22 protein-coding genes are annotated in these 26,478 nt (G+C 68.1%); 16 read left to right on the top strand and 6 right to left on the bottom strand.

What is annotated here, in order from left to right; translation table 11 throughout:
* The first annotated feature begins 24 nt into the window (after positions 1–24).
* The 3 genes from A9Z05_RS13795 to A9Z05_RS13785 all read left to right on the top strand — a co-directional run bounded on the left by A9Z05_RS13795 (position 25) and on the right by A9Z05_RS13785 (position 3,641).
* Entirely contained in the window at positions 25–1,362 is a 1,338-nt protein-coding gene (locus A9Z05_RS13795) for a heterodisulfide reductase-related iron-sulfur binding cluster (RefSeq protein ID WP_069618556.1), read from the top strand.
* Between the two features lie 29 nt (positions 1,363–1,391).
* Positions 1,392–1,973 carry a DUF3501 family protein gene (locus tag A9Z05_RS13790; protein ID WP_069618555.1) on the top strand — a complete coding sequence of 194 codons (582 nt, stop codon included), beginning with the start codon at positions 1,392–1,394 and terminating at the stop codon, positions 1,971–1,973.
* Positions 1,974–2,699: 726 nt separating this feature from the next.
* Positions 2,700–3,641 carry a transposase gene (locus A9Z05_RS13785; RefSeq protein WP_069618554.1) on the top strand — a complete coding sequence of 314 codons (942 nt, stop codon included), beginning with the start codon at positions 2,700–2,702 and terminating at the stop codon, positions 3,639–3,641.
* 163 nt (positions 3,642–3,804) lie between these two features.
* Here A9Z05_RS13785 and A9Z05_RS13780 read toward each other — a convergent pair whose 3' ends face one another.
* Positions 3,805–5,511 (bottom strand): mannose-1-phosphate guanylyltransferase/mannose-6-phosphate isomerase, encoded by a 1,707-nt coding sequence (locus A9Z05_RS13780; RefSeq protein ID WP_371090890.1) that lies wholly within the window; start codon positions 5,509–5,511, stop codon positions 3,805–3,807.
* 386 nt (positions 5,512–5,897) lie between these two features.
* Between A9Z05_RS13780 and A9Z05_RS13775 the strand changes: the two genes are divergently transcribed.
* From A9Z05_RS13775 to A9Z05_RS13730, 10 genes are all read left to right on the top strand, one after another.
* Entirely contained in the window at positions 5,898–7,271 is a 1,374-nt protein-coding gene (locus A9Z05_RS13775; RefSeq protein ID WP_069618673.1) for an undecaprenyl-phosphate glucose phosphotransferase, read from the top strand.
* Positions 7,272–7,345: 74 nt separating this feature from the next.
* Positions 7,346–8,761 carry a UDP-glucose/GDP-mannose dehydrogenase family protein gene (locus A9Z05_RS13770; protein WP_069618552.1) on the top strand — a complete coding sequence of 472 codons (1,416 nt, stop codon included), beginning with the start codon at positions 7,346–7,348 and terminating at the stop codon, positions 8,759–8,761.
* A gap of 30 nt (positions 8,762–8,791) precedes the next feature.
* Positions 8,792–9,235, top strand: a complete 444-nt coding sequence (locus A9Z05_RS13765) for a low molecular weight protein-tyrosine-phosphatase (RefSeq protein WP_006482944.1) — start codon at positions 8,792–8,794, stop codon at positions 9,233–9,235.
* Complete coding sequence (locus A9Z05_RS13760; RefSeq protein WP_069618551.1) at positions 9,229–10,407, top strand: polysaccharide biosynthesis/export family protein; 1,179 nt, start codon at positions 9,229–9,231, stop codon at positions 10,405–10,407. Before A9Z05_RS13765 ends, A9Z05_RS13760 begins: the two co-directional genes overlap by 7 nt.
* A gap of 50 nt (positions 10,408–10,457) precedes the next feature.
* The gene (locus tag A9Z05_RS13755) at positions 10,458–12,683 is read left to right on the top strand and encodes a polysaccharide biosynthesis tyrosine autokinase (RefSeq protein WP_069618550.1); all 2,226 of its coding nucleotides are present in this window, start codon (positions 10,458–10,460) and stop codon (positions 12,681–12,683) included.
* Between the two features lie 62 nt (positions 12,684–12,745).
* Positions 12,746–13,705: a glycosyltransferase family 2 protein gene (locus A9Z05_RS13750; protein WP_069618549.1), complete on the top strand. Its 960-nt coding sequence runs from the start codon at positions 12,746–12,748 to the stop codon at positions 13,703–13,705.
* 43 nt (positions 13,706–13,748) lie between these two features.
* Positions 13,749–14,894 (top strand): glycosyltransferase family 4 protein, encoded by a 1,146-nt coding sequence (locus A9Z05_RS13745; protein WP_069618548.1) that lies wholly within the window; start codon positions 13,749–13,751, stop codon positions 14,892–14,894.
* A gap of 10 nt (positions 14,895–14,904) precedes the next feature.
* Entirely contained in the window at positions 14,905–16,371 is a 1,467-nt protein-coding gene (locus A9Z05_RS13740) for an O-antigen ligase (protein ID WP_069618547.1), read from the top strand.
* Positions 16,368–17,552: a glycosyltransferase family 4 protein gene (locus tag A9Z05_RS13735; protein WP_069618546.1), complete on the top strand. Its 1,185-nt coding sequence runs from the start codon at positions 16,368–16,370 to the stop codon at positions 17,550–17,552. The genes A9Z05_RS13740 and A9Z05_RS13735 overlap by 4 nt, the downstream gene beginning before the upstream one ends.
* Entirely contained in the window at positions 17,552–18,718 is a 1,167-nt protein-coding gene (locus A9Z05_RS13730; protein WP_069618545.1) for a glycosyltransferase family 4 protein, read from the top strand. The genes A9Z05_RS13735 and A9Z05_RS13730 overlap by 1 nt, the downstream gene beginning before the upstream one ends.
* A 130-nt stretch (positions 18,719–18,848) precedes the next feature.
* Here the strand turns inward: A9Z05_RS13730 and A9Z05_RS13725 are convergent, their stop codons facing one another.
* Entirely contained in the window at positions 18,849–20,084 is a 1,236-nt protein-coding gene (locus A9Z05_RS13725) for an MFS transporter (RefSeq protein WP_069618544.1), read from the bottom strand.
* A gap of 153 nt (positions 20,085–20,237) precedes the next feature.
* Between A9Z05_RS13725 and A9Z05_RS13720 the strand changes: the two genes are divergently transcribed.
* Positions 20,238–20,708, top strand: coding sequence for a helix-turn-helix domain-containing protein (locus A9Z05_RS13720; protein ID WP_176730203.1), 471 nt, complete (start codon positions 20,238–20,240; stop codon positions 20,706–20,708).
* Positions 20,709–20,831: 123 nt separating this feature from the next.
* On the opposite strand, the gene A9Z05_RS36915 is transcribed toward A9Z05_RS13720, so the two are convergent.
* The 3 genes from A9Z05_RS36915 to A9Z05_RS13710 form a co-directional block, all read right to left on the bottom strand.
* Positions 20,832–20,996 (bottom strand): hypothetical protein, encoded by a 165-nt coding sequence (locus A9Z05_RS36915; RefSeq protein WP_176730197.1) that lies wholly within the window; start codon positions 20,994–20,996, stop codon positions 20,832–20,834.
* Positions 20,997–21,089: 93 nt separating this feature from the next.
* Positions 21,090–21,863 carry an AraC family transcriptional regulator gene (locus A9Z05_RS13715; RefSeq protein ID WP_069618542.1) on the bottom strand — a complete coding sequence of 258 codons (774 nt, stop codon included), beginning with the start codon at positions 21,861–21,863 and terminating at the stop codon, positions 21,090–21,092.
* 26 nt (positions 21,864–21,889) lie between these two features.
* Positions 21,890–22,231: an FKBP-type peptidyl-prolyl cis-trans isomerase gene (locus A9Z05_RS13710; protein ID WP_006479474.1), complete on the bottom strand. Its 342-nt coding sequence runs from the start codon at positions 22,229–22,231 to the stop codon at positions 21,890–21,892.
* A 593-nt stretch (positions 22,232–22,824) separates the two neighbouring features.
* On the opposite strand from A9Z05_RS13710, the gene A9Z05_RS13705 reads away from it, so the two are divergent.
* Both A9Z05_RS13705 and A9Z05_RS13700 read left to right on the top strand, forming a co-directional pair.
* Positions 22,825–23,736 carry a metal-dependent hydrolase gene (locus tag A9Z05_RS13705; protein ID WP_069618672.1) on the top strand — a complete coding sequence of 304 codons (912 nt, stop codon included), beginning with the start codon at positions 22,825–22,827 and terminating at the stop codon, positions 23,734–23,736.
* A gap of 443 nt (positions 23,737–24,179) precedes the next feature.
* Complete coding sequence (locus A9Z05_RS13700; RefSeq protein WP_069618541.1) at positions 24,180–25,670, top strand: sigma-54 dependent transcriptional regulator; 1,491 nt, start codon at positions 24,180–24,182, stop codon at positions 25,668–25,670.
* Positions 25,671–25,698: 28 nt separating this feature from the next.
* Here the strand turns inward: A9Z05_RS13700 and A9Z05_RS13695 are convergent, their stop codons facing one another.
* The gene (locus A9Z05_RS13695) at positions 25,699–26,085 is read right to left on the bottom strand and encodes a GtrA family protein (RefSeq protein WP_069618540.1); all 387 of its coding nucleotides are present in this window, start codon (positions 26,083–26,085) and stop codon (positions 25,699–25,701) included.
* Between the last annotated feature and the right edge of the window lie 393 nt (positions 26,086–26,478).

The following is a 26,478-nucleotide window of genomic DNA, read 5'->3' as shown; positions in this document are numbered from 1 at the left end:
ATGCGCGCCATGCGGGAGCGCCTCATGCCCCACAAGGAAGGCAGTCTCGAAGCTCCGACCCGGCATCCGCTCGACTGGCGGTCCGAAGCGTTCTACGACCAGGCCGAGATCGACGCGGAAATGACCCGCGTATTCGACATCTGCGCCGGCTGCCGACGCTGCGTGTCGCTGTGCGGCGCGTTTCCGGCGCTGTTCGACCTGGTCGACGACACGCCGACGGGCGACATCGACGAAGTGCCGAAGGAAGCGTTCGGCAAGGTCGTCGACCAGTGCTATCTGTGCGACCTCTGCTACATGACGAAATGCCCGTACGTGCCGCCGCATGCATGGAACGTCGACTTCCCGCACCTGATGCTGCGCGGCAAGGCCGCGCGCTACAAGCGCGGCGAAGCGACGCTGCGCGACAAGGTGCTGTCGAATACCGATGCGCTCGGCCATTTCGCCGGCATTCCGGTCGTCACGCAGGCGGTCAACGCGGTGAACCGCACGCCGCCCGCGCGCCACGCGCTCGAAGCGGCGCTCGGCGTCGATCGCAGCGCGTGGCTGCCGGAGTTCGCGCCGCGCACGTTCCGGCGCGCGGCCGAGCGCTCGGCGAACCCGCCCGTGCGCGACGGCGAACGCACGCCCGGCAAGGTCGCGATCTACGCGACGTGCTACGTGAATTTCAACGAGCCGGGGATCGGCCACGACCTGCTCGCGATCCTCGCGCACAACGACATCCCGTACGAACTCGTCACGCGCGAAGCGTGCTGCGGGATGCCGCTGCTGGAGCAAGGCAATCTCGACGGCGTCGCCGCGAAGCAGGCGGTGAACATCCCGGTGCTCGAACGTTACGCACGCGAAGGCTATGCGCTGATCGGCGCGATCCCGAGCTGCGTGCTGATGTACAAGAGCGAGTTGCCGCTGATGTTCCCCGGCGACGCAGCCGTGCGCGCGGTGGCCGACGCATTCTGGGATCCGTTCGAATACGTGATCGCGCGGCATCGCGACGGCCTGCTGAAGACCGATTTCAAGACCGGTCTCGGCAGCGTGTCGTATCACGTGCCGTGCCATGCACGCGTGCAGAACATCGGCCGCAAGACGGCCGATGCGCTGTCGCTCGTGCCCGATACGCGCGTGACCGTCGTCGAGCGTTGTTCGGGCCACGCGGGCACGTTCGGCGTGAAGAAGGAATTTCATGCGGACGCGATGCGGATCGGCGCGCCGGTGTTCAAGGCGATGGCCGAGCCGCGGCCGGACGTCGTGTCGTCCGACTGCGCGCTCGCCGGCCATCACATCGTGCAGGGCATCGACGAGAACGGGCTGCCGGAAGCGCCGCTCGCGCATCCGCTGACGCTGCTGCGGCGCGCGTACGGCATCTGAGCCGCGGCCGGCCATCCACGAGGACACCCATGACGCTGACCCGCGACTCCCTGCTGACGCTCGAAGCGTACGCGAAGATCCGCAAGGCCGAACACGCGCGGCTCGTCGCGTACAAGCGCCGCCGCGCGGTGGCGCTCGGCAACCACCTGCGGTTCCTGTTCGAGGACGAGACGACGATCCGCTACCAGATCCACGAGATGCTGCACATCGAGAAGATCTTCGACGAAGCCGGCATCGAAGGGGAACTCGACGCGTATCTGCCGCTGATGCCCGACGGCACCAACCTGAAGGCGACGATGCAGATCGAGTACGAGCACGAGATCGAACGGCGCGCGGCGCTCGCGCGGCTGATCGGTGTCGAGGATCGCGTGTACCTGCGGGTCGACGGGCACGCGAGCGTCTACGCGATCGCCGACGAGGATCTCGAGCGCGACAACGCGGAGAAGACGTCGGCCGTGCACTTCGTCCGCTTCGAGTTCGACGCGCCGATGCGCGCGGCGCTCAAGGGCGGGGCGGCGCTGTCGATCGGCTGCGATCACCCGGCCTACACGATGCCGGCGCAGCGCATCGACGCGGACGTGACCGCGTCGCTGGTCGGCGATCTGCGCTAGCGCCGCCGTCGTCGCGGAGCCGCGTACGCCGGCTTCGGGCTTTCCGTTCCGACCCGGAACAGCAGCGCCTACGGCCTGCGGCGCGGTCGCTTGCCGGTCTCCGCGAAAATGTAACAAGCGTGACGGATTTGCATGCGGGGACAGAGTGGGCGCGCTACGTCAGCGTATTTTCATTCCTCGCAGCGAAACAATAAAAAGATTGTGCATCGAGATAATTTGATTTAGCTCAATTTGAATGATTTACCGATTTGTGAATGGCTCGTTACGAAATTTTCCATGATTTACCGATTTCCGGAAGCCATTCCGGAAGAGCTTGCCGGCAAGGGTCGGACCAGCCTGTAACCACCGGTGCAGCGCATTCCTCAGACGCTGCGGAGCCCCGTCAGCCGGGCCTTTGCAGCCATCGGCATAAAGATCCCGCAAAAAAATTCAAGCGTAAATGGATTGCTCGCCGATGGCAGGTTGTTTCAGTGCGTAACATTAAGTCATTGTCATATTGAGATAAACCCTAAGGATGGTATGCTTCGTGCACAAAAATTCCCACATTGGAGTGAGACCGCGATTTGTGCGCCATTGCCGGGAATCGCGGCACCGTGAAAGTGCGGTGTCGCCCGGTATGCACAACGCCGGATAACCATAATGTGCAACCTGGCCGCCCCGCGACGCGATGTGTCGTGACGGCGCCGCCAATCGCAGCCCCGGCCTGGCTGCGTGGAGAGATCGACTATGTTCTTCGATGAGCTTAACGATGAAGAGTGGTTTCGCCTTTCAGCGCTGATCGCCGATGAACCCATCAGGCTGAACCGTCGTGGGCGTCCACGTGCCGAACCGCGCGTCGTCGCGAACGCGGTGCTCTGGATCCTGACGACCGGGGAAGCCTGGTCCAAGCTGCCCGGTCGCTATCCGTCCGGGCCGACGTGCCGTCGTCGCTACGAGGAGTGGCTCGCGAACGGCACGCTGCTGAAGATGATCGACGTGCTGACCCAGTTCAGCGGGCGCACGTTCGCGTATATTCCGCCGCCGCCGGAGGCCGTCGTGCCGGCTCGCCGCGCGGAGCCCGCGCCCGACAACGACCGTCTGCGCGGCGTGTTCTGGCAGAACCCCGAGTCGTGGCAATTGCCGGTTGCGCAGGCAAACGTTTGGCGGGACGAGGGTGCGTCGCTGAGCGCGATGGCGGAGGACCAGGTGACCGGCCGCGCCGACGTGTCGTTTACCGTGCCCGGCGCGCCGGGCACGGAGTTGCGCCATGCGCGCGCGTCGGCGGCGAGCTTCGCCGCGGCCGAGCCGCAGGTCGACGAGTATCGCGGCTATACGATCAGCGGCATCGCGCAGCCCGTGCAGAACCTGATGTATCGCGCGTGGGCCGAGATCTCGCAGGACGACCGTCGGGTCGAACGCTCGGGCCTGATCGGCCCGCGCTTCACCGACGCCGAGGAAGCCGAGCAGTACGCGCTCGACTGGGCGCGCCAGTGGATCGATCGCCACGGTGCGAGCGACGCCCCGGCGCGCGAGCCGCAGGGCGAAGTGCTGGCCGGCTTGTCGGCGCTGGCGCGCGCGGAATCGGACATCAAGCGCTTCATCGCCGAGCGTCGCGCGGGCGCGCTGTCGGAAAGCCGCAACGATCCCGTGCAGGCGGAGCGTCGCGAATACGCGTATCGCGTGGGCTGATCGCCGTTGCCGTGTCACGCGCGGGCCGTCGTGTGCCACGACGCCCGCGCGGAAGTCCCATGTCTCCATGTCTGCCTAGGGCACGTTCGCAAGCCCGTTGTTAGCGTGAACAGACCCTTGCCCGGGCGCCGCCGTCGAAGCGGCGCCCTTTGTTGCATGCGCGTTACTGCCGGCCGTAGGTATCGTCGAAGCGGACGATGTCGTCCTCGCCGAGATACGCGCCCGATTGCACTTCGATCAGTTCGAGCGGCATCTTGCCCGGGTTTTCCAGGCGGTGCGAGACGCCGAGCGGAATGTACGTCGATTCGTTTTCGGACAGCAGGAACGTTTCGTCGCCGCGCGTGATGCGCGCGGTGCCGCGCACGACGATCCAGTGTTCGGCGCGGTGGTGGTGCATCTGCAGCGACAGTTGCGCGCCCGGCTTCACGACGATGCGTTTCACCTGGAAGCGCTCGCCCGTGTCGACCGAGTCGTAGTGGCCCCACGGACGATGCACCTTGCGGTGATCGGTCGCTTCGGTGCCCTGTCGCGCCTTGATGTGCCCGACGATCTTCTTCACGTCCTGCACGCGCGATTTATCCGCGACGAGCACGGCGTCGGGCGTTTCGACGACGACCAGGTTCTGCGTGCCGACGCAGGCGACGAGCCGGCTTTCCGAATGCGCGAACGTCGAGTCCGCGCCTTCGAACAGCACGTGGCCGCGGCCGACGTTGCCGGCGTCGTCCTTCGGCGAGATCTGCCAGATCGCGTCCCACGAGCCGACGTCCGACCAGCCCGCGTCGAGCGGCACGACGACGCTTTCGCACAGTTGCGGCAGGCTCGCGAGCGGCTCCATCACCGCGTAGTCGATCGAGTTCGACGGCGACGCGGCGAATGCATCGCGATCGACGCGGAAGAAATCGCCGTCTTCCTTGCCCTGTGCGACGGCCTGTTCGCAGGCCGCGTAGATCTCGGGTTCGAGTTGCCGGATCGCCTTCAGCCAGACCGACGCGCGCACGATGAAGATTCCGCTGTTCCACCAGTATTCGCCCGACGCGACGTACTGCTGCGCGAGTTCGAGGTGCGGCTTCTCGACGAAACGGTCGAGGCGGCGGACGTCGAGGGCGGCCGTTCCGGCGTCGCCGAGCGGCGCGCCGACGCGGATGTAGCCGTAGCCGGTTTCCGCGTGCGTCGGCACGATGCCCATCGTCGCGATCTTGCCTTGTGCCGCGCAGTGCACGCCGGCCGCGACGGCCGCGTGAAAGCGCGGCACGTCCGCGACCGCATGGTCGGCGGGCATCACGGTCATCACGGCGTCGTTGCCGCCGGCGACGAGCCGCAACGCGGCGAGCGTCAGCGCGGGCGCGGTGTCGCGGCCGAGCGGCTCGAGCATGATGGTCGCGTGCTTGGCCGTCAGGCGCAGCTGTTCGGCGGTGGTGAAGCGGTGATCCTCGCCGCACACGATCAGCACGTCGTCGTTCAGCGGGTGCTCGGCCATCAGGCCGTCGAGGCGCAGTGCGGTGGACTGCAGCAGCGAATGATCGCCGAGCAGGCCGATCAGCTGTTTCGGAAAACGCTCGCGCGACATCGGCCACAGGCGCGTGCCGGAACCGCCGGCGAGAATCACGGGCTGCACGGCGAGGCGGGTGCCGACGGCGGGCATACCGGCTGCGGGCATACCGGCTGCGGGCATACCGGCTGCGGGCATACCGGCTGCGGGCGTACCGGCTGCGGGCGTACCGGCTGCGGGCGTACCGGCTGCGGGCGTACCGGCATCGGGCGTACCGGCATCGGGTGCGGCGGAAGAAGAATGGCGCGTTTCGGCGACCACTGCCGGAGCATTCATGATGACACTCTCCACGGTTGAAGTCAGTGCCTGTCGTTGTAGCATGAAGTAAATCGACAATAAAACCGGACCTAATGCCGGATATCCGCCGCACCGTCATCCGGGAGAATTTTCCGCGGTAGCACCGGCCGCAAATAAAAAAATAAAAAATAATTCCGGTCGTGCGCCTGTCATGCCCGCCTGCAAAGGGTGAGCGGAAAGCGTAAAGATTCAGAAAAAATCCTCGTTCGGGCCCGATTCGGGAAAACCTGCCGATTTAATTAAAAAAGATCGCGGCAAGAATTTCCGATTATTTTTCGAAATACTTGTGCGCTTGAGGCGGAATTTTCTTGTCGCTTCAATAGCGTCATGCAACGTTTGAATCGAATGTGCGGCACGGGTCGCGCAAGGCGCTGTTCGGCAAACGCCTGTTCAAAGAAGAGGAAACAGACATGTTGAGCGTGCTGGCGAGAGTCATCGATATCGCGATGGTCGTGACGGGCGCGCTGATCGCGGCCGCGTTGCACGACGGCAGCATCGGGCTCAGCGACCTGCAGCGCACGACGGTGCTGTTCGACTGCCTGCTGGTCGTCGTGTTCTTTCCGGCCGTCGGCATCTACCAGTCGTGGCGCGGCAAGCGTCTCGTCGGGCTGGTGGTGCGCGTGGCGTTCGCGTGGCTCGCGGTCGAGCTCGCGGGCATCCTGATGAGTTTCAGTTTTCACCAGTCGGGCGACCTGTCGCGGCTGTGGCTCGGTTACTGGGCGCTCGTGACGATGGCGCTGCTCGCCGGTTCGAAGACCTGCGTGCACGTCGTGCTGCGCCAGTTGCGCCGCGGCGGCTACAACCTGAAGGCGGTCGCGATCGTCGGCGGCACGCCGGCGGCGCGGCGGCTGATCGCGCAGATGCGGGCGCGGCCGGAAGCCGGCTTCAACCCGGTGTGCGTGTACGACGAAAGCGAGGCGCCGGGCGAAGTCGCGCTCGACGACGTGCGCATCGAGCGGCAGTTCGAATCGCTGGTGTGGCTGGTGCGCAGCCGCGCGATCAGCGAGCTGTGGCTCACGCTGCCGATCACGGAGGAGCGCCGGATTCACCAGATCGTGACGGTGTTCCGCCACGACTTCGTGAACATCCGCTTCATCCCGGACGTGCGCACGCTGTCGTTCTTCAACCAGGAAGTGGTCGAGGTGCTCGGCGTGCCGGCGATCAACCTCGCGGCGTCGCCGATCACCGACGTGCGGATCCTGCCGAAGTTCGTGTTCGACCGGCTGTTCGCGCTGGCGGCGCTCACCGCGCTCGCGCCGGTGATGGTGCTGATCGCGGCGCTGATCAAGCTGACCTCGCGCGGGCCGGTGTTCTTTCGGCAGAAGCGCAAGGGCATCGACGGGCACGAGTTCGAGATCTACAAGTTTCGCTCGATGAAGGTGCACCAGGAAGCGGCCGGGCAGGTCACGCAGGCCACCAAGAACGACTCGCGCGTGACGCCGGTCGGCCGGTTCCTGCGCCGCACGAGCCTGGACGAGCTGCCGCAGTTCATCAACGTGCTGAAGGGCGAGATGTCGGTGGTGGGCCCGCGCCCGCATGCGCTCGCACATGACGACATCTACAAGGATCTGGTCAAGGGCTACATGTTCCGCTACCGGATCAAGCCCGGCATCACCGGGTGGGCGCAGATCAACGGCTATCGCGGCGAGACCGACCAGATCGAGAAGATGATGGGCCGCGTGAAGCTCGACCTGTACTACATGCAGAACTGGTCGTTCTGGCTCGACATCAAGATCGTCGTGCTGACGCTGTGGAAAGGCTTCACCGGCAGCAACGCGTACTGACACCGACGCGCTGCGTCGCGCAGGCATTCCGGTTTTCCGAATTTCGAATCATTGGTCAAGGGGTCCGACACATCATGAATCTGACTATCATCGGCAGCGGTTACGTAGGGCTTGTCACCGGCGCCTGTCTCGCCGACATCGGGCACGACGTGTTCTGTCTCGACGTCGACCAGGCAAAGATCGACATCCTGAACGAGGGCGGCGTGCCGATCCACGAGCCGGGCCTGAAGGAAGTCATCGCGCGCAACCGCTCGGCCGGCCGCCTGCGCTTCTCGACCGACATCGAGGCCGCGGTCGCGCACGGCGACGTGCAGTTCATCGCGGTCGGCACGCCGCCCGACGAGGACGGCTCGGCCGACCTGCAATACGTGCTCGCGGCGGCGCGCAACATCGGCCGATACATGACCGGCTTCAAGGTGATCGTCGACAAGTCGACGGTGCCGGTCGGCACGGCCGAGCGCGTGCGCGCGGCCGTGGCCGAGGAGCTCGCGAAGCGCGGCGGCGACGCCCCGATGTTCTCGGTCGTGTCGAATCCGGAATTCCTGAAGGAAGGCGCGGCCGTCGACGATTTCACGCGACCGGACCGCATCGTGATCGGCTGCGACGACGACGTGCCGGGCGAGCGCGCGCGCGAGCTGATGAAGAAGCTCTATGCGCCGTTCAACCGCAATCACGAGCGCACGCTGTACATGGACGTGCGCTCGGCCGAGTTCACGAAATACGCGGCGAACGCGATGCTCGCGACGCGCATCTCGTTCATGAACGAACTGGCGAACCTCGCCGACCGCTTCGGCGCGGACATCGAGGCCGTGCGCCGCGGGATCGGCTCCGATCCGCGCATCGGCTACCACTTCCTGTACGCCGGCTGCGGCTACGGCGGCTCGTGCTTCCCGAAGGACGTCGAGGCGCTGATCCGCACGGCCGACGAGCACGGCCAGTCGCTGCAGATCCTGAAGGCCGTGTCGTCGGTCAACGCGACGCAAAAGCGCGTGCTCGCCGACAAGATCGTCGCGCGTTTCGGCGAGGACCTGAGCGGCCGCACGTTCGCGCTGTGGGGCCTCGCGTTCAAGCCGAACACCGACGACATGCGCGAGGCGCCGAGCCGCGAGCTGATCGCCGAACTGCTGTCGCGCGGCGCGCGCGTCGCCGCCTACGACCCGGTCGCGCAGCAGGAAGCGCGCCGCGTGATCGCGCTCGATCTCGCCGATCACCCGAGCTGGCTCGAGCGCCTCTCCTTCGTCGACGACGAGGCGCAGGCCGCGCGCGACGCCGACGCGCTCGTGATCGTCACCGAATGGAAGGCGTTCAAGAGCCCCGACTTCGTCGCGCTCGGCCGGCTGTGGAAGGCGCCCGTGATCTTCGACGGCCGCAACCTGTACGAGCCGGAGACGATGAGCGAGCAGGGCATCGAGTACCACCCGATCGGCCGGCCGGGCTCGCGCCAGGCCGTCGCCGCGCGCGTGCCGGGCGCCGCGCGCGCCAGCGCGTAACCCGTTTTTCGTCACTCGTTACGAGACGCCATGTTCCGGAACATCCTGATCGTCTGCCACGCGAACGTCTGCCGCAGCCCGGCGGCGGAAATGCTGTTCAAGTCGCACGCCGCGTCGCGCGGCGGCCCGCGCCCGACGTTCCATTCGGCCGGCGTCCACGCGAACGACGGCGACGGCATCGATCCGGTGATGCGGCAACTGCTGGCCGAGCGGGGCGTCGATGCGACGACTCATCGCTCGCGGCGGCTGTCGCGCCGGATCGTGCGCGACGCCGACCTGATTCTCGTCAGCGAGCGCCGGCAGATCGCGGCCGTCGAAGCGGTCGATCCGTTCGCGCGCGGCAAGGTTCACCTGCTCGGCAAGTGGGAGGGGGCCGAGATCGCGGACCCGCACGGCGGCCCCGAGGCCGACTACCGCGAGAGCTACTCACTGATCGAACGTCTGGTTCAAGGATGGCTACAGAAACTATGCTGAAACGCCCGATGCGCCCGGTGGCGCTTGCCGTCGCGCTGACGACTTTCCTGTCAGCCTGTGCAACCGCGCCCGGCAACTACCTCGACTCGTCGAACCTGAAGGACGAAGGCCGGCAGGAAGCGGCCGAAACCTATCCGGTTCATTACATCGACGCCAAAGTGGTGATGGACCAGCTGCAGAAAGCGCAGGTCGATCATCCGCTGCCGCCCGGGCGCTATACCGATCCGTCGCAGTACACGTATCGCGTCGGCCCGCAGGACATCCTCGGCGTCACCGTGTGGGACCACCCGGAGCTGACGACGCCGCAGGGCCAGTCGTTCTCGAGCGGCGGCAACACGACGCAATCGGTCGCGGGCGCGTTGCAGCAGCCGTATACGACCGCGTTGCCGGGCCAGGCCGATCCGTACGGCCAGACGGTCGCCGCCGACGGCACGATCTTCTTCCCGTTCGTCGGCCGGATTCGCGTGGCGGGCAAGACGGTCGGGCAGATCCGCGACGAGATGGCGTCCAGCCTTGCGCGCTACGTGAAGAATCCGCAGCTCGACGTGCGCGTGCTGTCGTTCCGCAGCCAGAAGGTGCAGGTGACGGGCGAGGTGAAGCAGCCGGGCCCGCTCGCGGTGAGCGACGTGCCGCTCACGCTCGTCGACGCGATCTCGCGCTCCGGCGGCTCGACCGCCGAGGCCGACCTGCAGCGCGTGCGCCTGACGCGCGACGGCAAGCTGTACACGCTCGACGCGAACGGCGTGCTCGATCGCGGCGAGGTGAAGCAAAACGTGATGCTGCAGCCGGGCGACATCGTCAACGTGCCGGATCGCAGCGACAGCCGCGTGTTCATCATGGGCGAGGTCAAGACGCCGGTCACGGTGCCGATGCTCAAGGGCAGGCTGACCATCGCCGACGCGCTGACCGCGGGCGGCGGGATTCTCGACACCGACGCGAACCCGCGCAAGATCTACGTGATGCGCGGGATGCGCGACAACCCGACGAAGCCTGAAGTGTTCCGTCTCGACATGACGCAGCCCGATGCGCTGATGCTGTCGAGTCGCTTCCCGCTTCAGCCGCTCGACGTCGTCTACGTCAGCACGGCCGGCTCGGTGCAGTTCAACCGTGTGCTGCAGCAGGTGCTGCCGACGATCCAGACGATCTTCTACATGCGGCAAATCACGCGCTGATAGCCCGCCGGGGCGGCGTCCGCCCCCCGGCACCACTCAAGCGGGAACGAATGGTGAACACGCAAGCGAAACACTCCTACGCGGACCTGACCGCGAAGACCGAGGAAGAGGACGTCGTTCTCGGCCAGTTGCTCCAGGTCATCATGGACGACATCTGGCTGCTGCTCGGCATCGCGGTGACGGTCGTCGCGCTCGCCGGCCTCTACTGCTTCATCGCGAAGCCGGTCTACCAGGCGGACGTGCACGTGCGGGTCGAGGGCAACGACAACACGTCGCAGGCGCTCACGCAGACGCAGACGGGCGCGTCGATCAACAGCGGCCCGCAGCAGGCGCCGACCGATGCGGAAATCGAGATCATCAAGAGCCGCGGCGTCGTCACGCCGGTCGTCGAACAGTTCAAGCTGAACTTCTCGGTCGCGCCGAAGACGCTGCCGGTGCTCGGCAGCCTCGCCGCGCGCCTCGCGACGCCCGGTGAGCCGTCGCGGCCGTGGCTCGGCCTGAAGTCGTACGCGTGGGGCGGCGAACTCGCCGACGTCGATTCGATCAGCGTCGTGCCGGCGCTCGAAGGCAAGAAGCTGACGCTGACGGCCGGTCCGAACGGCACCTATTCGCTGGTCGACGAGAACGGCACGCGGCTGCTGGCCGGCCGCGTCGGCGAATCGGCGCAGGGCGGCGGCGTGACGCTGCTCGTGCGGAAGCTCGTCGCGCGCCCCGGCACGCAATTCACGGTCGTGCGCTACAACGATCTCGACGCGATCAGCGGCTTCCAGGCAGGGATCCAGGTGAGCGAGCAGGGCAAGCAGACGGGCGTCGTGCAGATTTCGCTGGAAGGCAAGGACCCGGACCAGACCGCCGCGATCGCGAACGCGCTCGCGCAGTCGTACCTGAACCAGCACGTGGTCGCGAAGCAGGCGGAGGCGACCAAGATGCTCGACTTCCTGAAGGGCGAGGAGCCGCGCCTGAAGGCCGACCTCGAACGCGCGGAAGCCGCGCTCACGCAATACCAGCGCACGTCGGGCTCGATCAACGCGAGCGACGAGGCGAAGGTCTACCTCCAGGGCAGCGTGCAGTACGAACAGCAGATCGCCGCGCAGCGCCTGCAGCTCGCGTCGCTCGCGCAGCGCTTCACCGATTCGCACCCGATGGTGATCGCCGCGAAGCAGCAGCTCGCGGAGCTGCAGGGCGAGAAGGACAAGTTCAGCAACCGCTTCCGCAGCCTGCCGGCGACCGAGGTGAAGGCCGTCCAGCTGCAGCGCGACGCGAAGGTCGCCGAGGACATCTACGTGCTGCTGCTGAACCGCGTGCAGGAGCTGTCGGTGCAGAAGGCCGGCACGGGCGGCAACATCCACCTCATCGATTCGGCGCTGCGTCCCGGCGCGCCGGTCAAGCCGAAGAAGGTGCTGATCCTGTCGGCCGCCGTGTTCCTCGGGCTGATCCTCGGCACGGGCGTCGTGTTCCTGCGTCGCAACCTGTTCCAGGGCATCGAGGATCCGGACCGCATCGAACGCACGTTCAACCTGCCGCTGTACGGGCTGGTGCCGCAAAGCGCCGAGCAGGTGAAGCTCGACGCGGCCGCGGAGAAGGGCGGCAGCCGTGCGCGGCCGATCCTCGCGAGCCTGCGCCCGAAGGACCTGAGCGTCGAAAGCATGCGCAGCCTGCGCACCGCGATGCAGTTCGCGATGATGGACGCGAAGAACCGCGTGATCGTGCTGACCGGGCCGACGCCGGGCATCGGCAAGAGCTTTTTGACGGTCAACCTCGCGGTGCTGCTCGCGCATTCGGGCAAGCGCGTGCTGCTGATCGACGCCGACATGCGTCGCGGGATGCTCGACCGCTACTTCGGGCTGACCGTGCAGCCGGGCCTGTCCGAGCTGCTGAGCGATCAGGCGCCGCTCGAGGAAGCGGTCCGCGAGACGCCGGTGCAGGGCCTGTCGTTCATCGCGGCCGGCACGCGTCCGCCGAACCCGTCGGAGCTGCTGATGTCGACGCGCCTGCCGCAATACCTCGAGGGGCTCGGCAAGCGCTACGACGTCGTGCTGATCGATTCGCCGCCGGTGCTGGCGGTGACCGACGCGACCATCATCGGCCGCATGGCCGGCTCGACGTTCCTCGTGTTGCGCTCGGGCATGCATACCGAAGGCGAGATCGCCGATGCGATCAAGCGTCTGCGCACCGCGGGGGTCGACCTGGAAGGCGGAATCTTCAACGGCGTGCCGCCGAAGGCGCGTGGCTACGGCCGCGGCTATGCGGCCGTGCACGAATACCTGAGCGCTTGATCGCATTTCACGACACCGGGCCGGCGCGAGCGGCGCCTGCCCGGCCGACTGGAGAATCCTTGATGAAAATTTCCGTGCTCGTTCCGACCTATCGGCGTCCCGCCGACCTCGCGCGCTGCCTGCTGGCGCTGCAGCGGCAGCAGCGGCTGCCCGACGAGGTGATCGTCGTCGCGCGCCCGGAGGACGACGCCACGCACGAACGGCTCGCCGATCCGGCGGTCGGCGGCGCGCTGCCGCTGCGCATCGTGCCGGTGGAGGTGGCGGGGCAGGTCGCCGCGCTGAACAAGGGGCTCGACTCGGTGAACGGCGACATCGTCGCGATCACCGACGACGATGCGGCGCCGCATCCCGACTGGCTCACGCGCATCGAAGCCGCGTTCCTGTCCGACCCGCGCGTGGGCGCGGTCGGCGGCCGCGACTGGGTGCACGAGAAGGGCCGCCTGCTCGACGAATCGCGCGAGCTGGTCGGTCAGCTCACGCTGTCGGGCAAGATCATCGGCAATCATCACCTCGGCGTCGGCGGCGCGCGTGCAGTCGACATGCTGAAAGGCGCGAACATGAGCTACCGCCGCGCGGCGATCGAACGGCTGCGCTTCGACACGCGGCTGCGCGGCGCGGGCGCGCAGGTGCACAACGACATGGCGTTCAGCATGGAAGTGCAGCGCGCGGGCTGGACGCTGCTGTACGACCCGGCGATCGCCGTCGACCATTTCCCGGCCGAGCGCTTCGACGATGACCGGCGCGATGCGGCGTCGCTGAACGCGATCAGCAACGGCGCGTACAACCTGCAACTGACGCTGCGCGAGCATCTGCCGCCGCTGCGGCGCGAGATCGCGTGGTGGTGGTGGACGCTGGTCGGCACGCGCGTCTATCCGGGCTTCGCGCACGTGCTGCTCGCGCTGCCGACCGCGCGGCGCGCCCGCGTGCTCGCGCACTGGCGCGCGGTGCGCCGCGGCGCGCGCGATGCGCGTCGCACCAACCTTGCCCCCCATCGTGCGGCGATGCCGCCGGTGACGTCTTGAACGGCCCGCGCGCCTCGCGCGCGGCCATGCCCGGAGGGCTCGCATGACCACGAAGGCTGCAACGAACGTTCACGTCCATTTGTTCTACGGCGCCGATCCGCGTACCTATCGGAAAGGCGACGACATCGGCTGCCTGTACGGCTATCACCACGCCGAATCCGACGAATTCCGGCTGACCTATTCGCAGGACGTCCGCGAGAACCGCGTCGTGAGCGTTGCGCGCCGCGCGCTGAAGGCGGCGCTCGGCTTCGACGTCGTGCATGCGTGGCGCAACCGCGCGGCGCTGCTCGCGAGCGACGTGATCTGGACGCACACCGAGCAGGAGCATCTGGCCGCCGCGCTGATCCTCAAGCTCGCCGGCGCGCAGGGCAAGCGCCCGCTGCTGCTCGCGCAGAGCGTGTGGCTGTTCGACAAGTGGGGCAGCTTCGGCGGCCCGCGCCGCTGGCTGTACCGCAAGCTGCTCGCGCGCGCCGACGTGCTGACCACGCTCGCCCGCGACAACGCCGACCTGTGCCGCCGCTACCTGGGGCGCGAAGCCGAGTTCGTCTATTACGGGCTGAATACGCAGGATTTCCCGCCGGTCGAGCCGCGGCAGTGGCAGCCGAACCGGCCGCTGCGGATCGCCGCGATCGGCAACGACCGCGACCGCGACTGGCGCACGTTCCTCGCCGCGTTCGGCGGCGACGAACGCTACGACGTGCGGCTCGCGACGCGCCGCCGCGTGCCGCGCGAATGGCACGCGCCGAACGTGAAGATCGGCGCGGCGTCGGGGCTCGCGAAGCAGCACGAGCTATACGCGTGGGCCGACGTGATCGTCGTGCCGCTGCGGCCGAATTTCCACGCGTCGGGCATCACCGTGATGCTCGAGGCGGCGGCCGTCGGCAAGCCGATGATCGTGTCCGACGTGGGCGGCCTGAGCGACTACTTCCCGCACGATACGGCCGCGTATGTGCCGGCGTTCGACGCGCAGGCGATGCGCCAGGCCGCGGACCGCTTCGTCGCCGATCCGGCGGCGGCGCTCGACTGCGCGCGGGCCGCCGCCGCTTGCCTGCGCGAGCGCGACCTGACCACGCAGGCGTTCGCCGAGCAGCACGTACGGATCACGCGCGACATGCTGCGCCGGCGCCGCACGCCCGCGGCGGCCGGCGTCGCGATGCCGCTCGCCGATTCGCACCCTTCGTCGCAGTGAGCGCGCATCGATGAGTACGATTGTCGCCGAACGCGCGCCGTCGCGCGCCCGCAGCTGGTTCGCCGAGCCGAGGCACTGGGCCGGGCAGGCCGGGCTGTGGACGTTGACCGCCGCGCTGATCGCGATCCACCAGGGCAAGGTGCTGACGCTCGCGTTCCCGGTGCTGGCCATCGGGGTCGGCATCTGGCTGTATTTCAAGAGCCCGGCGCGCTATATCGGCTTCATGTGGTGGGTGTGGTTCCTGAGCCCGGAAGTGCGGCGTCTGGCCGACTGGTCGAAGGGCGCGTTCACGCCGACGAGCCTGATCCAGGTCGCGCCGCTCGCGGTGACGATGATCGCCGGCCTGGGGCTCATCCGGCATTACCGCGTGCTCGCGCAGCGGCGCGGGATTCCGGTGCTGCTGATCCTGTTCGGGCTCGTGTATGCGTACCTGGTCGGGATCGTGTCGAGCGGCGTGATGGCCGCGACCTACGACCTCGCGAACTGGCTGTACCCGATCCTGATCGGCTTTCACATCATGGTGAACGCGCGCAACTATCCGGAGTATCGCGACGTGCTGCTGTCCACTTTCATGTGGGGCATGCTCGTGATGGGCGTGTACGGCGTCGTGCAGTACTTCGTGATGCCGCAGTGGGACGTGTTGTGGATGGTCGGCTCGCAGATGGGCTCGCAGGGCGAGCCGGTGCCGTACGGCGTGCGCGTGTTCAGCACGATGAATTCGTCGGGGCCGTTCGCGTTCGCGATGATGGGCGCGCTGGTGTTCGTGCTGGTCGCGCCGCAGAAGATCCGCTGGTTCGCGGGGGCGGCCGGTTTCGTGTCGTTCGCGCTGTGCCTCGTGCGCTCGACCTGGGGCGGCTGGGTGATCGCGCTCGCGATCCAGCTCGTGCAATCGAGCAACCGCGTGCGGATGCGGATCCTGATCAGCGGCGTCGTGCTGGTCGGGCTGTGCGTGCCGCTGCTGACCGTCGGGCCGGTGGCCGACCGGCTCGGCGCGCGCCTGCAGTCGATCACGAACCTGAAGGACGACCGCAGCTACGACGACCGCAACAAGTTCTACGCGACCTTCGCGCAGACGGCGTTCACCGACGTCGCCGGCGAAGGGATGGGCGCGACCGGCGCGTCCACGAAGCTGTCGAGCGACAGCGGCGAGCTCGGCAAGTACGGCAGCTTCGACAGCGGCGTGATGAACGTGCCGTTCGTGCTCGGCTGGCCCGGCACGCTGCTGTATCTCGCCGGCGTCGTGATGCTGTTCGGCCGCACGCTGCGCGCGGCGTTCAAGCTGCGCCAGGACAAGTTCGTCGGCGCGTGCCTGAGCCTGTGCCTGTCGACCTTCGCGATGCTCGTGTTCACGAACTCGCTGATCGGCACCGGCGGCCTGCTGATGTTCACAGCCATTTTTTCGATACTTGCCGCGGCGCACTGGCAGAAGGCGCAACGCCTGCTGGCCGCCGCGCGTTCACGGGGAGGCGACCATTGAGAATCGCGATCGTCACGCACGTCGTGCGACATAACGACGGGCAGGGCCGCGTCAATTACGAAATCGCGCGCGCGGCGCTGGCCGAACACTACGAGGTCACGCTGGTCGCGTCGCATGTCGCGCCCGAGCTGCTGGCCGACCCGCGCGTGCGCTGGGTGCCGGTGAAGGTCGGCGGCTTCTGGCCGTCGAATCTCGTCAAGCAGCAGGTGTTCGCGCTGAAAAGCGCGGCGTGGCTGCGCGCGCATCGTAGCGAATACGACGTGCTTCACGTGAACGGCTTCATCTCGTGGATCAAGGCCGACGTGAATACCGCGCACTTCGTGCACGGCGGCTGGTTCAAGAGTCCGTACTATCCGTTCGGGCCCACCAAGGGGCTGTGGTCGGCCTACCAGTACGTCTATACGCGTGTGAATACCGTGCTCGAGCGCTGGGCGTACAAGCGTTCGCGCGCGATCACCGCCGTGTCGCAGAAGGTGGCCGACGAGATCGCCGGGCTCGGCATCGACAGCCGCAAGATCAGCGTGATCTACAACGGCGTCGACGGCAGCGCGTTCGCGGGCGCGCAGGCCGACCGTGCGGCGTTCAAGCTGCCGGACGACGCGTTCCTGCTGCTGTTCGTCGGCGACCTGCGCACGCCGCGCAAGAACCTCGGCACCGTGCTGAAGGCGCTGACGAAGCTGCCCGCGAACGTGCATCTGGCGGTGGCCGGCTACTTGCCCGGCAGCCCGTATCCGGAAGAGGCGCGTGCGCTCGGCATCGATTCGCGCGTGCATTTCCTCGGGCTCGTGAAGAACATGCCGACGCTGATGCGCTCGGTCGACGCGTACGTCTTTCCGTCGCGCTACGAAGCGATGAGCCTGTCGCTGCTGGAGGCGATGGCGGCCGGGCTGCCGGTCGTCACCGCGCGCACGGCGGGCGGCGCGGAAATCATCACGCGCGAATGCGGGATCGTGCTGGAGGATCCGGACGATCCGGCCGCGCTCGCGCAGGCGATCGGCGCGCTCGCGGCGTCGCGCGACACCTGCCGCGCGATGGGCGACGCGGCCCGCGAACTGATGACCCGTTTCGGCTGGGCGCACATGGGCGCCCAGTACGTCGCGCTTTACCGGCGCATCGGCCAACCCACGCAGCCGTCCGCGTTCGAGCGGGTCGAGCATGCAATCACGCAGGAGCAACCGTGATGTCCCAATCCTCCCGGCCGATCAAATCGTTGCAGATCGGCATGCACTGGTTCCCCGAACGCGCGGGCGGCCTCGACCGGATGTACTACTCGCTCGTCGGCGCGCTGCCCGGCGCGGGCGTCGAGGTGCGCGGGCTCGTTGCCGGCTCGCCGAAGGTCGCCGACGACACGGGCGGCGCGATCCAGGGCTTCGGGCCGGCATCGCAGCCGCTCGCGCGCCGGATGCTCGCCGCGCGGCGCGCGCTGCGCGACGAAATCCGCAGCGCGCGGCCGGACGTGATTTCGTCGCACTTCGCGCTGTACACGTTCCCCGGCCTCGACGTGACGCGCGGGATTCCGCAGGTGTCGCACTTCCAGGGGCCGTGGGCCGACGAAAGCCAGGTCGAGGGCGCCGCGTCGCTCGGGCAGCGCGCGAAGCGCTATCTCGAACAGGCCGTCTATACGCGCTCGTCGCGGCTGATCGTGCTGTCGCAGGCATTCGGCCAGATCCTGACGCACCGCTACGGGATCGATCCGTCCCGCGTGCGCGTGATTCCCGGCTGCGTCGATACCGCGCAGTTCGACACGCCGCTCACGCCGGCCGAGGCGCGGCACAAGCTGCAACTGCCGCAGGACCGGCCGATCGTGCTGGCCGTGCGCCGGCTCGTACGGCGCATGGGGCTCGAGGACCTGATCGACGCGATCGGCCTCGTCAAGCGCCGTCACCCGGACGTGCTGCTGCTGATCGCCGGCAAGGGCAAGATCGGCGAGGAACTGCAGCAGCGCATCGACGAAGCCGGGCTGCAGGACAACGTGAAGCTGCTCGGCTTCGTGCCCGACCATCATCTCGCGGCGCTGTACCGCGCGGCGACGGTCAGCGTCGTGCCGACGGTCGCGCTCGAGGGCTTCGGGCTGATCACCGTCGAATCGCTGGCATCCGGCACGCCGGTGCTGGTCACGCCGGTCGGCGGGCTGCCGGAGGCGGTCGCGGGGCTGTCGAACGATCTCGTGCTGCCGTCGACGGGCGCGGACGCGATCGCCGAAGGGCTCGGCGGTGTGCTGTCGGGCGCGATCGCGCTGCCCGACGAGGCCGCGTGCAAGCGCTATGCGCGCGATCATTTCGACAACGCGGTGATCGCGCGACGCGTGGCCGGCGTCTACGAAGAGGCGATTCAGGCGGCCGGCTGAACGCCCGCGGCGCGCACCCGGCGCGCCAGATCGAAAGCCCGACCGGCGCGCGTGCGTGGCCGGTTCGCGTGCCGGCCGCCCGCCCGGGGCGTGCCGGCTTTTCCCGTTCCATCCGCCCGACCGGCACGCATCATGCGCGCCGCAGCGTCGCAACCCATACGCCGAGCGCGGCCACGCTCACTCCTGCACCGAGCACGCAGACGCCCGTCCAGCCGGCGCGCGCATACATCATCGTCGCCGCGATCGCACCGAGCCCGCTGCCAACGGAATAGAACAGCATGTAGCAGCCGACGAGACGCGCCTGCGCGTCGGGCCGCGCGCCGAGAATCATGCTCTGGTTGACGACGTGCACGGCCTGTCCGCCGACGTCGAGCAGCACGATGCCGACGATCAGCAGCGCAATCGACGTATTGCCGAATGCGAGCGGCAGCCACGCGCACGCGAGCAGCGCGAGTGCGGCGCCGGTCGTCGTTTCGCCGTGCCCGAGATCCGCGAGCCGGCCCGCGCGGGCGGCCGCCGCCGCGCCCAGCGCGCCGACGAGGCCGAACGCGCCGATCTGCGTGTGCGACATCGCGTGCGGCGGCGCGCTCAGCGGCAGCACGAGCGCGCTCCAGAAGATGCTGAACGCCGCGAACATCAGCAGCGCGATCGCGCCGCGCACGCGCAGCACGCGTTCTTCGCGCAGCAGCGACACCATCGAGCGCAGCAGCGCCGCGTAACCGATGCGTTCGCGCGGCTCGCGCATGTCGGGCAGCAGCCGCGACAGCGCGATCAGCATCGCGATCGCGAGCGCACCCGATACGAGATAGACGGCCCGCCACCCGGCGATGTCGGTGACGACGCCCGCGACCGAGCGCGCGGCGAGCAATCCGACCACGACGCCGCCCTGCGCGGCGCCCACGACGCGCCCGCGTTCGCCCGCCCCGGCGAGGGCGGCCGAGCACGCGATCAGCCCTTGCGTCATCGCGGTGCCGAGCAATCCGACGGCGGCCATTCCCGCCACCAGCGCGACGCGTGTCGACGCGGCGGCCACGCCGATGCAGGCCGCGGCCAGCAGCAGAAGCTGCACGGCGATCAGGCGCTTGCGGTCCAGCAGGTCGCCGAGCGGCACGACGAACAGCAGCGCGAGCGCGCAGCCGAGCTGCGTCGCGGTGATGACGCCGCCGACGGCGGCCTGCGACACGCCGAAATCCCGTGCGATCGAATCGAGCAGCGGCTGCGCGTAGTAGACGTTCGCGACGCTCGCCGCGCAGCAGACGGCGAGCAGCGCGACACGCGCCGACGACAGGCGGCCGCCATCGGCCGGATGGACCGCATCGGTTCGCGCGTTCGATGCAACGGTGCCGGAACGGCAGGACGACTCCATGGTTGCCTCACGCAATGTAGTTGCAATTTGAAACTTGTTTGGAGTGTAGGGAAAGTGGTTTTAAAATGCAACTTGTTGGGTGGCGGGCCGAAGGCCCGTGCACGGATGGCCGGCATGCCCGCGAAGGCGGCCGGCGCGATTGCGGAGAGGAAGATGGCCAGGCAGAAAAGTCTTGCGGATTCGCCGTGCCCGGTGGCGCGCGCGACCGATATCGTCGGCGATCGCTGGGCGTTGCTGATCGTGCGCGATGCGTTCGACGGCGTGCGCCGCTTCGGCGATTTCCGCGCGAGCCTCGGCGTCGCGAGCAACATCCTGTCCGACCGGCTGAAGCGGCTGGTGGACGCCGGCGTGTTCGACGTCGTGCCGGCCTCCGACGGCACCGCGTATCAGGAATACGTGCTGACCAAAAAGGGCGAGGGGCTGTTTCCGGTCATCGTGATGCTGCGGCAGTGGGGCGAGGCCAACCTGTTCGCGCGCGGCGAGCCGCATTCGGTGCTGGTCGACCGCGGCACCGGGCGCACGATCCGCAAGCTCGCGCTGCGGCACGACGACGGCCGGCCCGTGAAGGCGGCCGACACGGTCGTCAGGAAGATCGATGAAGAGGCCGGTGCGGCACGGCGGTGAGCGTCATGTGCGAGGGTTGTACCGTCGGATGGCATTCGGCGCGGAAGCACGGGCGCGGCCCGGCCCGGCCGGCTCCGCGAGTCGCTTCAGGAAGACGTCCTGTCGTTGGCGTGACGACCTGATTCAAGGTCGGCGGCGAAATGCGCGCGCGATATTGACGATCGTCACGTCGAGCTGCGTGACGACGAACCCGATGCCGGCGGTGGCGACGACGCGCGTGGGCGCAGGCGGGAAAGCGGGGGACGGTGGGGGCGCATCCATGCGTCCAACGTAGGCGGCGACGGACACGCGATGTTTCAGCGGGACGTGAAGCGTCGATACGCATGCCGACGCGTGCTGCCTGCTACGTGCGTCGTTACGTATTCGGTGAGGCCGATGCGTTCAGTGCCGTTCGCCGCGCCAGCGCCCCGGCGCGACGCCGAAGCGCTTCGTGAACGCATGCGTGAACGTGCTTTGATCGGCGAAGCCGACGCTGCCCGCGATGTCGACGAGCGAATGCCGGCCGTCGGCGAGCAGTACGACCGCGGCGTCGAGCCGCAGCCGCTGCAGGTAGCGATGCGGCGTTTCGCCGAACGCGTCGACGAACAGTTGATGAAACCGGCGCATCCCGTAGCCGCAGTGCGCGGCGAGATCGGCGATGCGCAGCGGCTCGGCGAGCCGCGCGCGCAGCCAGCGGTCGATGCGCGCGAAATCGAGGCCCGACGCGGGCGCGGCGATGCCTGCATCGTCGAGCAGCGCGTCGCACAGGCGCGCGGCGGCCTGCCACTGGAAACGGTGCGCGGCGGCCTGCCGTGCGTCGCCGGCCGGCGCATCGTGTTGCACGGCCGCCGCCGCGACTTGCGCGACGAGCGACGTGAGCGCCGGGTCGATCGACACGGCGCGCGCATGGTCGAACAGCCGCTGTGGTACCGCGAGCGACGCGGCGGGCAGGTCGATCACGAGCTGGCGATTGTCGCCGAGGCCCGCGTAGTCGTGGCGCGCGCCGGCCGGAATCAGCCAGGCCGCGTGCCGGTCGATGCGCCGGCCGATTCCGTCCACCGCCATCACCATCGCGCCATCGACGCCGAGCACGACCTGGTGAAAGTCGTGCACATCCGACGCTTCGCACGTGGCGTAGCGGCGCAGCGCGATGGCGGGGGAGGCGATGCGTTCCATCGGGAAGAAAACGGCCGGATGCGCGCTCAGACGTCGAGCAGTTCGACTTCGAACACGAGCGTCGCATTCGGCGGAATCACGCCGCCTGCGCCGCGCGGGCCGTAGCCGAGTTGCGGCGGGATCGTCAGGCGACGCACGCCGCCGACCTTCATGCCCTGCACGCCTTCGTCCCAGCCCTTGATGACCATGCCGCCGCCCAGCACGAACGCGAACGGGTCGTTACGATCCTTGCTCGAATCGAATTTCTGACCGTCGGTCAGCCAGCCCGTGTAGTGGACGCTGACGGTCTTGCCGGCTTGCGCTTCCGCGCCGGTACCTTCGGTCAGGTCTTCGTACTTGAGGCCCGATTCGGTCGTGATGACGGACATGATTTCTCCTGAAAGAGCGTGACGTAAAACCGCTATTGTAGGCGAGCGCGCAGCGGGCCGGCACGTGCGGATCTCGCGCCGCCGTGCGCGTGTCGGCAAGCGTGTCGCCAGGCGCGGCGGAGCGCCGCGCGCGGGATCGCCCGAAACGCCATTGGAACGCGCGTTTGAATTTTTCGCGCGTCGCGGCGCCGAGGTTGCACCACGGCAGTGTGCTGCGCGTATGAATCGATGGGACCGGCATGCGTTGCCGCGGGTTGCACGACCGGCGCCAGAGGCGGCGAAATGGCCGCCACACGGGGCTTGCGGCCCGATAGCGACGCGCCGTATCGGGCCTGGCATCTCGCTCGCCCGCGCGTCCGCGCGTTCGAATCGCACCGGGCCCAGGCGCCGTTCGAGCGCCGTTTTTCCCACCTTTCCGACCGTGCCCTGTTTGGAAGCGCGCATCTACCGCGCGGCTTGCGTGCGCCGGCGCGTGCGGCCTATCTTTACATCTGTCGATGTCATGATTTGGCGGCGCGCGATGGGCCGCCCGGGCTTGCGCCGGCCGCGTCGGACGATGCGCCGGGCGGCTCCGCACCAGGAGAAAGATGAACATGAAGTCAGCCGCTTCCGCCACCGCAGCCGGGATCATGCCGGTGCGTCGCGATCTGCGTTTCGACCTGCCGGTCGAACGCGCGAAGGACTGGCATGGCCTCGGGTCGCACGTGACCCATTTCTTCAACGCGCTGTCGCTGCTGTTTCCGGCCGGCGAGCGCTTCTTCATGGATTCGGTGCGCAATTACCGCGACCGGATCGACGATCCGGTGCTGAAGCAGCAGGTGCTCGGCTTCATCGGCCAGGAGGCGATGCACACGCGCGAGCACGTCGAATACAACGAGCTGATGCAGGCGAACCGGCTGCCCGCGCGCAAGCTCGACAAGCGCGTGTGGACGGTGCTCGGCTACATGAAGCGCAAGCTGCCGCATTCGGTGCAGCTCGCGCACACGGTGGCGGCCGAGCACTACACGGCGATGCTCGCCGACTGGCTGCTGGGCGACCCGACGCGCCTGGCCGGTTCGGTCGAAGGCTACCGGCAGATGTGGCTGTGGCACGCGCTGGAGGAGACCGAGCACAAGGCCGTGTCGTTCGACGTGTGGAATGCCGCGATGAAGCCGGGGCTGCGCCGTTACCTGGTCCGCATCGGCGTGTATCTGCTGACGACGCTGACGTTCTGGCCGACCGTGTTCCTGATCCATGTGACGCTGCTGTGGCGCGATCGCGGCGCCGGCCATCACGTGCGCGGCCTGCTGCGCGTGATCGCGTTCCTGTACGGGCCGCGCCGCGGGCTGTTCCCGCGCATCGCCGGCGAATGGCTGAGCTTTTTCCGGCCGGGCTTCCACCCGTGGGATCACGACAATCGCCACCATCTCGCGCGGGTCGATGCGCTGGCCGCCAGCTATGGCCAGCACGGCGGCACGCCGACCGGCCGCGCGAGCGCGCCGGCGCCGCTCGCATCGGGCCGCTGACCCGGCCGCCCGCCGTACGGCGGGCGCCGCGCATGTTGCGTGCGTGCATCATCTGACTGCTTCCGACGATTGACGCAAATCAACCGGAACCGGTTGCGCGGGCGCCCGCCTGCCCGGCCGACCGGTTGCACGCGCATGCGCCGGCGCGCCGATCGGCGTGCGCCGCGTCGCACGCAATCGCCGCGCGCCAGCACCGGCGCGGCTGTGCGCGCGCGGCGGCGGTCCGTTCCGGTCGCGCGCCGTGCCCGCCTCCGGGATAACACCCATCTAGCCGCAGGCCGGCCGTATCGATATACCGTTCATGACAACGTCTACCTCCGGCGCGATTCATGCGCAGGGGGATTTTATTCGGACGGAAATACGGCCAATATGTCGGTTCGATCGTGTCCGTCGTACGCGGCGGTGAGCCGGCGCGCGATACCAACGCCAAGCGGGGAACAACGATGGTTGCAAGGTCACCCGACGCAAACGGGCAGGCGGCGCCCGAGATGACGGACATGTCCGTCACCGCTCCCGAGGCCGGACGCAAGCTGTTCGTGATCATGCGCACGCCCGACGAGCCGTTGCTCGCACAACTGCGCGGGCTCGGCTGGGAGATCGCGGTCGCGAAGACGGCCGGCGCCGCGCAGAACATGACCTCCGGCGTGAGCGTGGCCGCCGGTCTGGTCGATTTCACCGGGTTCACGTCGCGCGACTATCCCGCGCTGAAGATGTGCCTGAGCCAGCCGGCGATCGGCTGGATTTCCATCGCGCAGGCCGGCATCACGATCGGCCCCGCCGTGCGCGAACTGATTCGCAGCTATTGTTTCGATTACGTGACGCTGCCGCTGCCGTACGAGTGGATTTCGCACGTGCTCGGCCATGCGCGCGGGATGGCCGCGCTCGATCGCGTCGACGGCGCCGCCTATGCGGCGTCGATCGGCGAACACGGGATGATCGGCAACTGCGAGGCGATGCAGCAGCTGTTCAGCACGATCCGCAAGGTCGCGAAGACCGATGCGAGCGTGTTCATCTCGGGCGAATCGGGCACCGGCAAGGAACTGACGGCGCTCGCGATTCACGAGCGCTCCGGCCGCGGCAAGGGGCCGTTCGTCGCGATCAATTGCGGCGCGATCCCGCATCACCTGCTGCAGTCGGAGCTGTTCGGCTATGAACGCGGCGCGTTCACCGGCGCGAACCAGCGGCGCGCGGGCCGGATCGAATCGGCGAACGGCGGCACGCTGTTTCTCGACGAGATCGGCGACATGCCGGTCGAAAGCCAGGCGAGCCTGCTGCGCTTCCTGCAGGAAGGCAAGATCGAGCGGCTCGGCGGGCAGGAATCGATTCCGGTCGACGTTCGGATCATCTCGGCCACGCACGTCGATCTCGACGGCGCGGTCGAGGCCGGGCGCTTCCGCGCGGATCTCTATCACCGGCTGTGCGTGCTGCGCATCCACGAGCCGCCGCTGCGCGCACGCGGCAAGGACATCGACATCCTCGCGCACTACGTGCTGCAGAAATTCAAGGCCGACAGCGGCCGCAAGATCAGCGGCTTCACGTCGGCCGCGCTCGACGCGATGCGGCGCTACGAATGGCCCGGCAACGTGCGGGAGCTGATCAACCGCGTGCGGCGCGCGATCGTGATGGCCGAGAGCCGGCTGCTGACGCCGCACGATCTCGGGCTCGACACGCCCGGGGAAACCGAACCGGTGACGCTCGAGCAGGCGCGCTCGCTGGCCGAGCGCACCGCGATCGAGAACGCGCTGCTGCGCAACGACCACCGGATCAACAAGGCCGCCGCCGAACTCGGCATTTCACGCGTGACGCTCTACCGGATGATGATCGAGCACGGGCTGAACGATCACGACAACACCGGCGGCAACGGCGGAAACGGCGACAGCGGCGGGCACGACGGCGCGCCGTCGGGCGACGCGGAGCATCAGCGGGTCGGATGAGCGACGTGTGCGATGCGTGTGGCGCGGCTCACCGATAGGTCCACAGCCGGTGCAGCACGAACGTGACGGGCGGCACGCACAGCACGACCGCGACGATGCTCCATGCACGGGCGAGCCCGAGCGCGTCGGTGCCGCGCGCCAGCAGCATCGTCGCGGCGAGGCCGGCCATCGCGACCGCGAGAAAGCGCACGAAGTTGCCCCATGTCACCGGCGACGCAAAACTCCACAGCGTGTTGGCGAGATACGAGAACGCGGTCGAACAGACGAACGCAGTCGCGTTCGCGACGACGGGCGTCGCGTCGAACAGCGCGAACATCGCGGCGGCGATCAGCGCATGCAGTGCGGTCGAGCCCAGGCCCGACACGCCGAAGCGGATCAGTCTCGCGCGCTCGGCGGCATGGAAGGTGCGGATCATCGTGGGCGGGCGTTTGCGTGAAGTCGCGTGGAGCGGTGTCGCAGTATAGCCATGCGATCGGTCGTAGCGTCCAGCGTCCGGCAGCGACCTGCGGTGCGCGTTGCCGCCGCCGGCATGTAAAGCGCATGAAACATTTCGCGTTGGCCGCCACGCGAATTTCCGCGGCGAACCGGGCCGATCGGCCAGCCCGCCGCCGGTAAAAATTCCGCGCTCCATTGTTCAGCCTTATTCCGCAAGGCCCCGCCGTTGCGCGGCCGGCGCGTGCCGCGGCGCCGATGTTTCAGTTTCGTAACTTCCGGCATTCCACGCCCGTTCCAGCCGCCAGCCGGTCCGGGCACCGCCTTGTCCTGCCGGGCTCGCGCAGCGCTGGCCCGGTCCTTGCGAAGAAGGGCA

Origin of the sequence: Burkholderia sp. A2 (assembly GCF_001729305.1) — a bacterium.
GTDB classification, from domain to species: Bacteria; Pseudomonadota; Gammaproteobacteria; order Burkholderiales; family Burkholderiaceae; genus Burkholderia; species Burkholderia sola.
The sequence above is the reverse complement of the archived record's forward strand: the minus strand, read 5'-3'. Positions and strand labels throughout refer to the sequence as shown.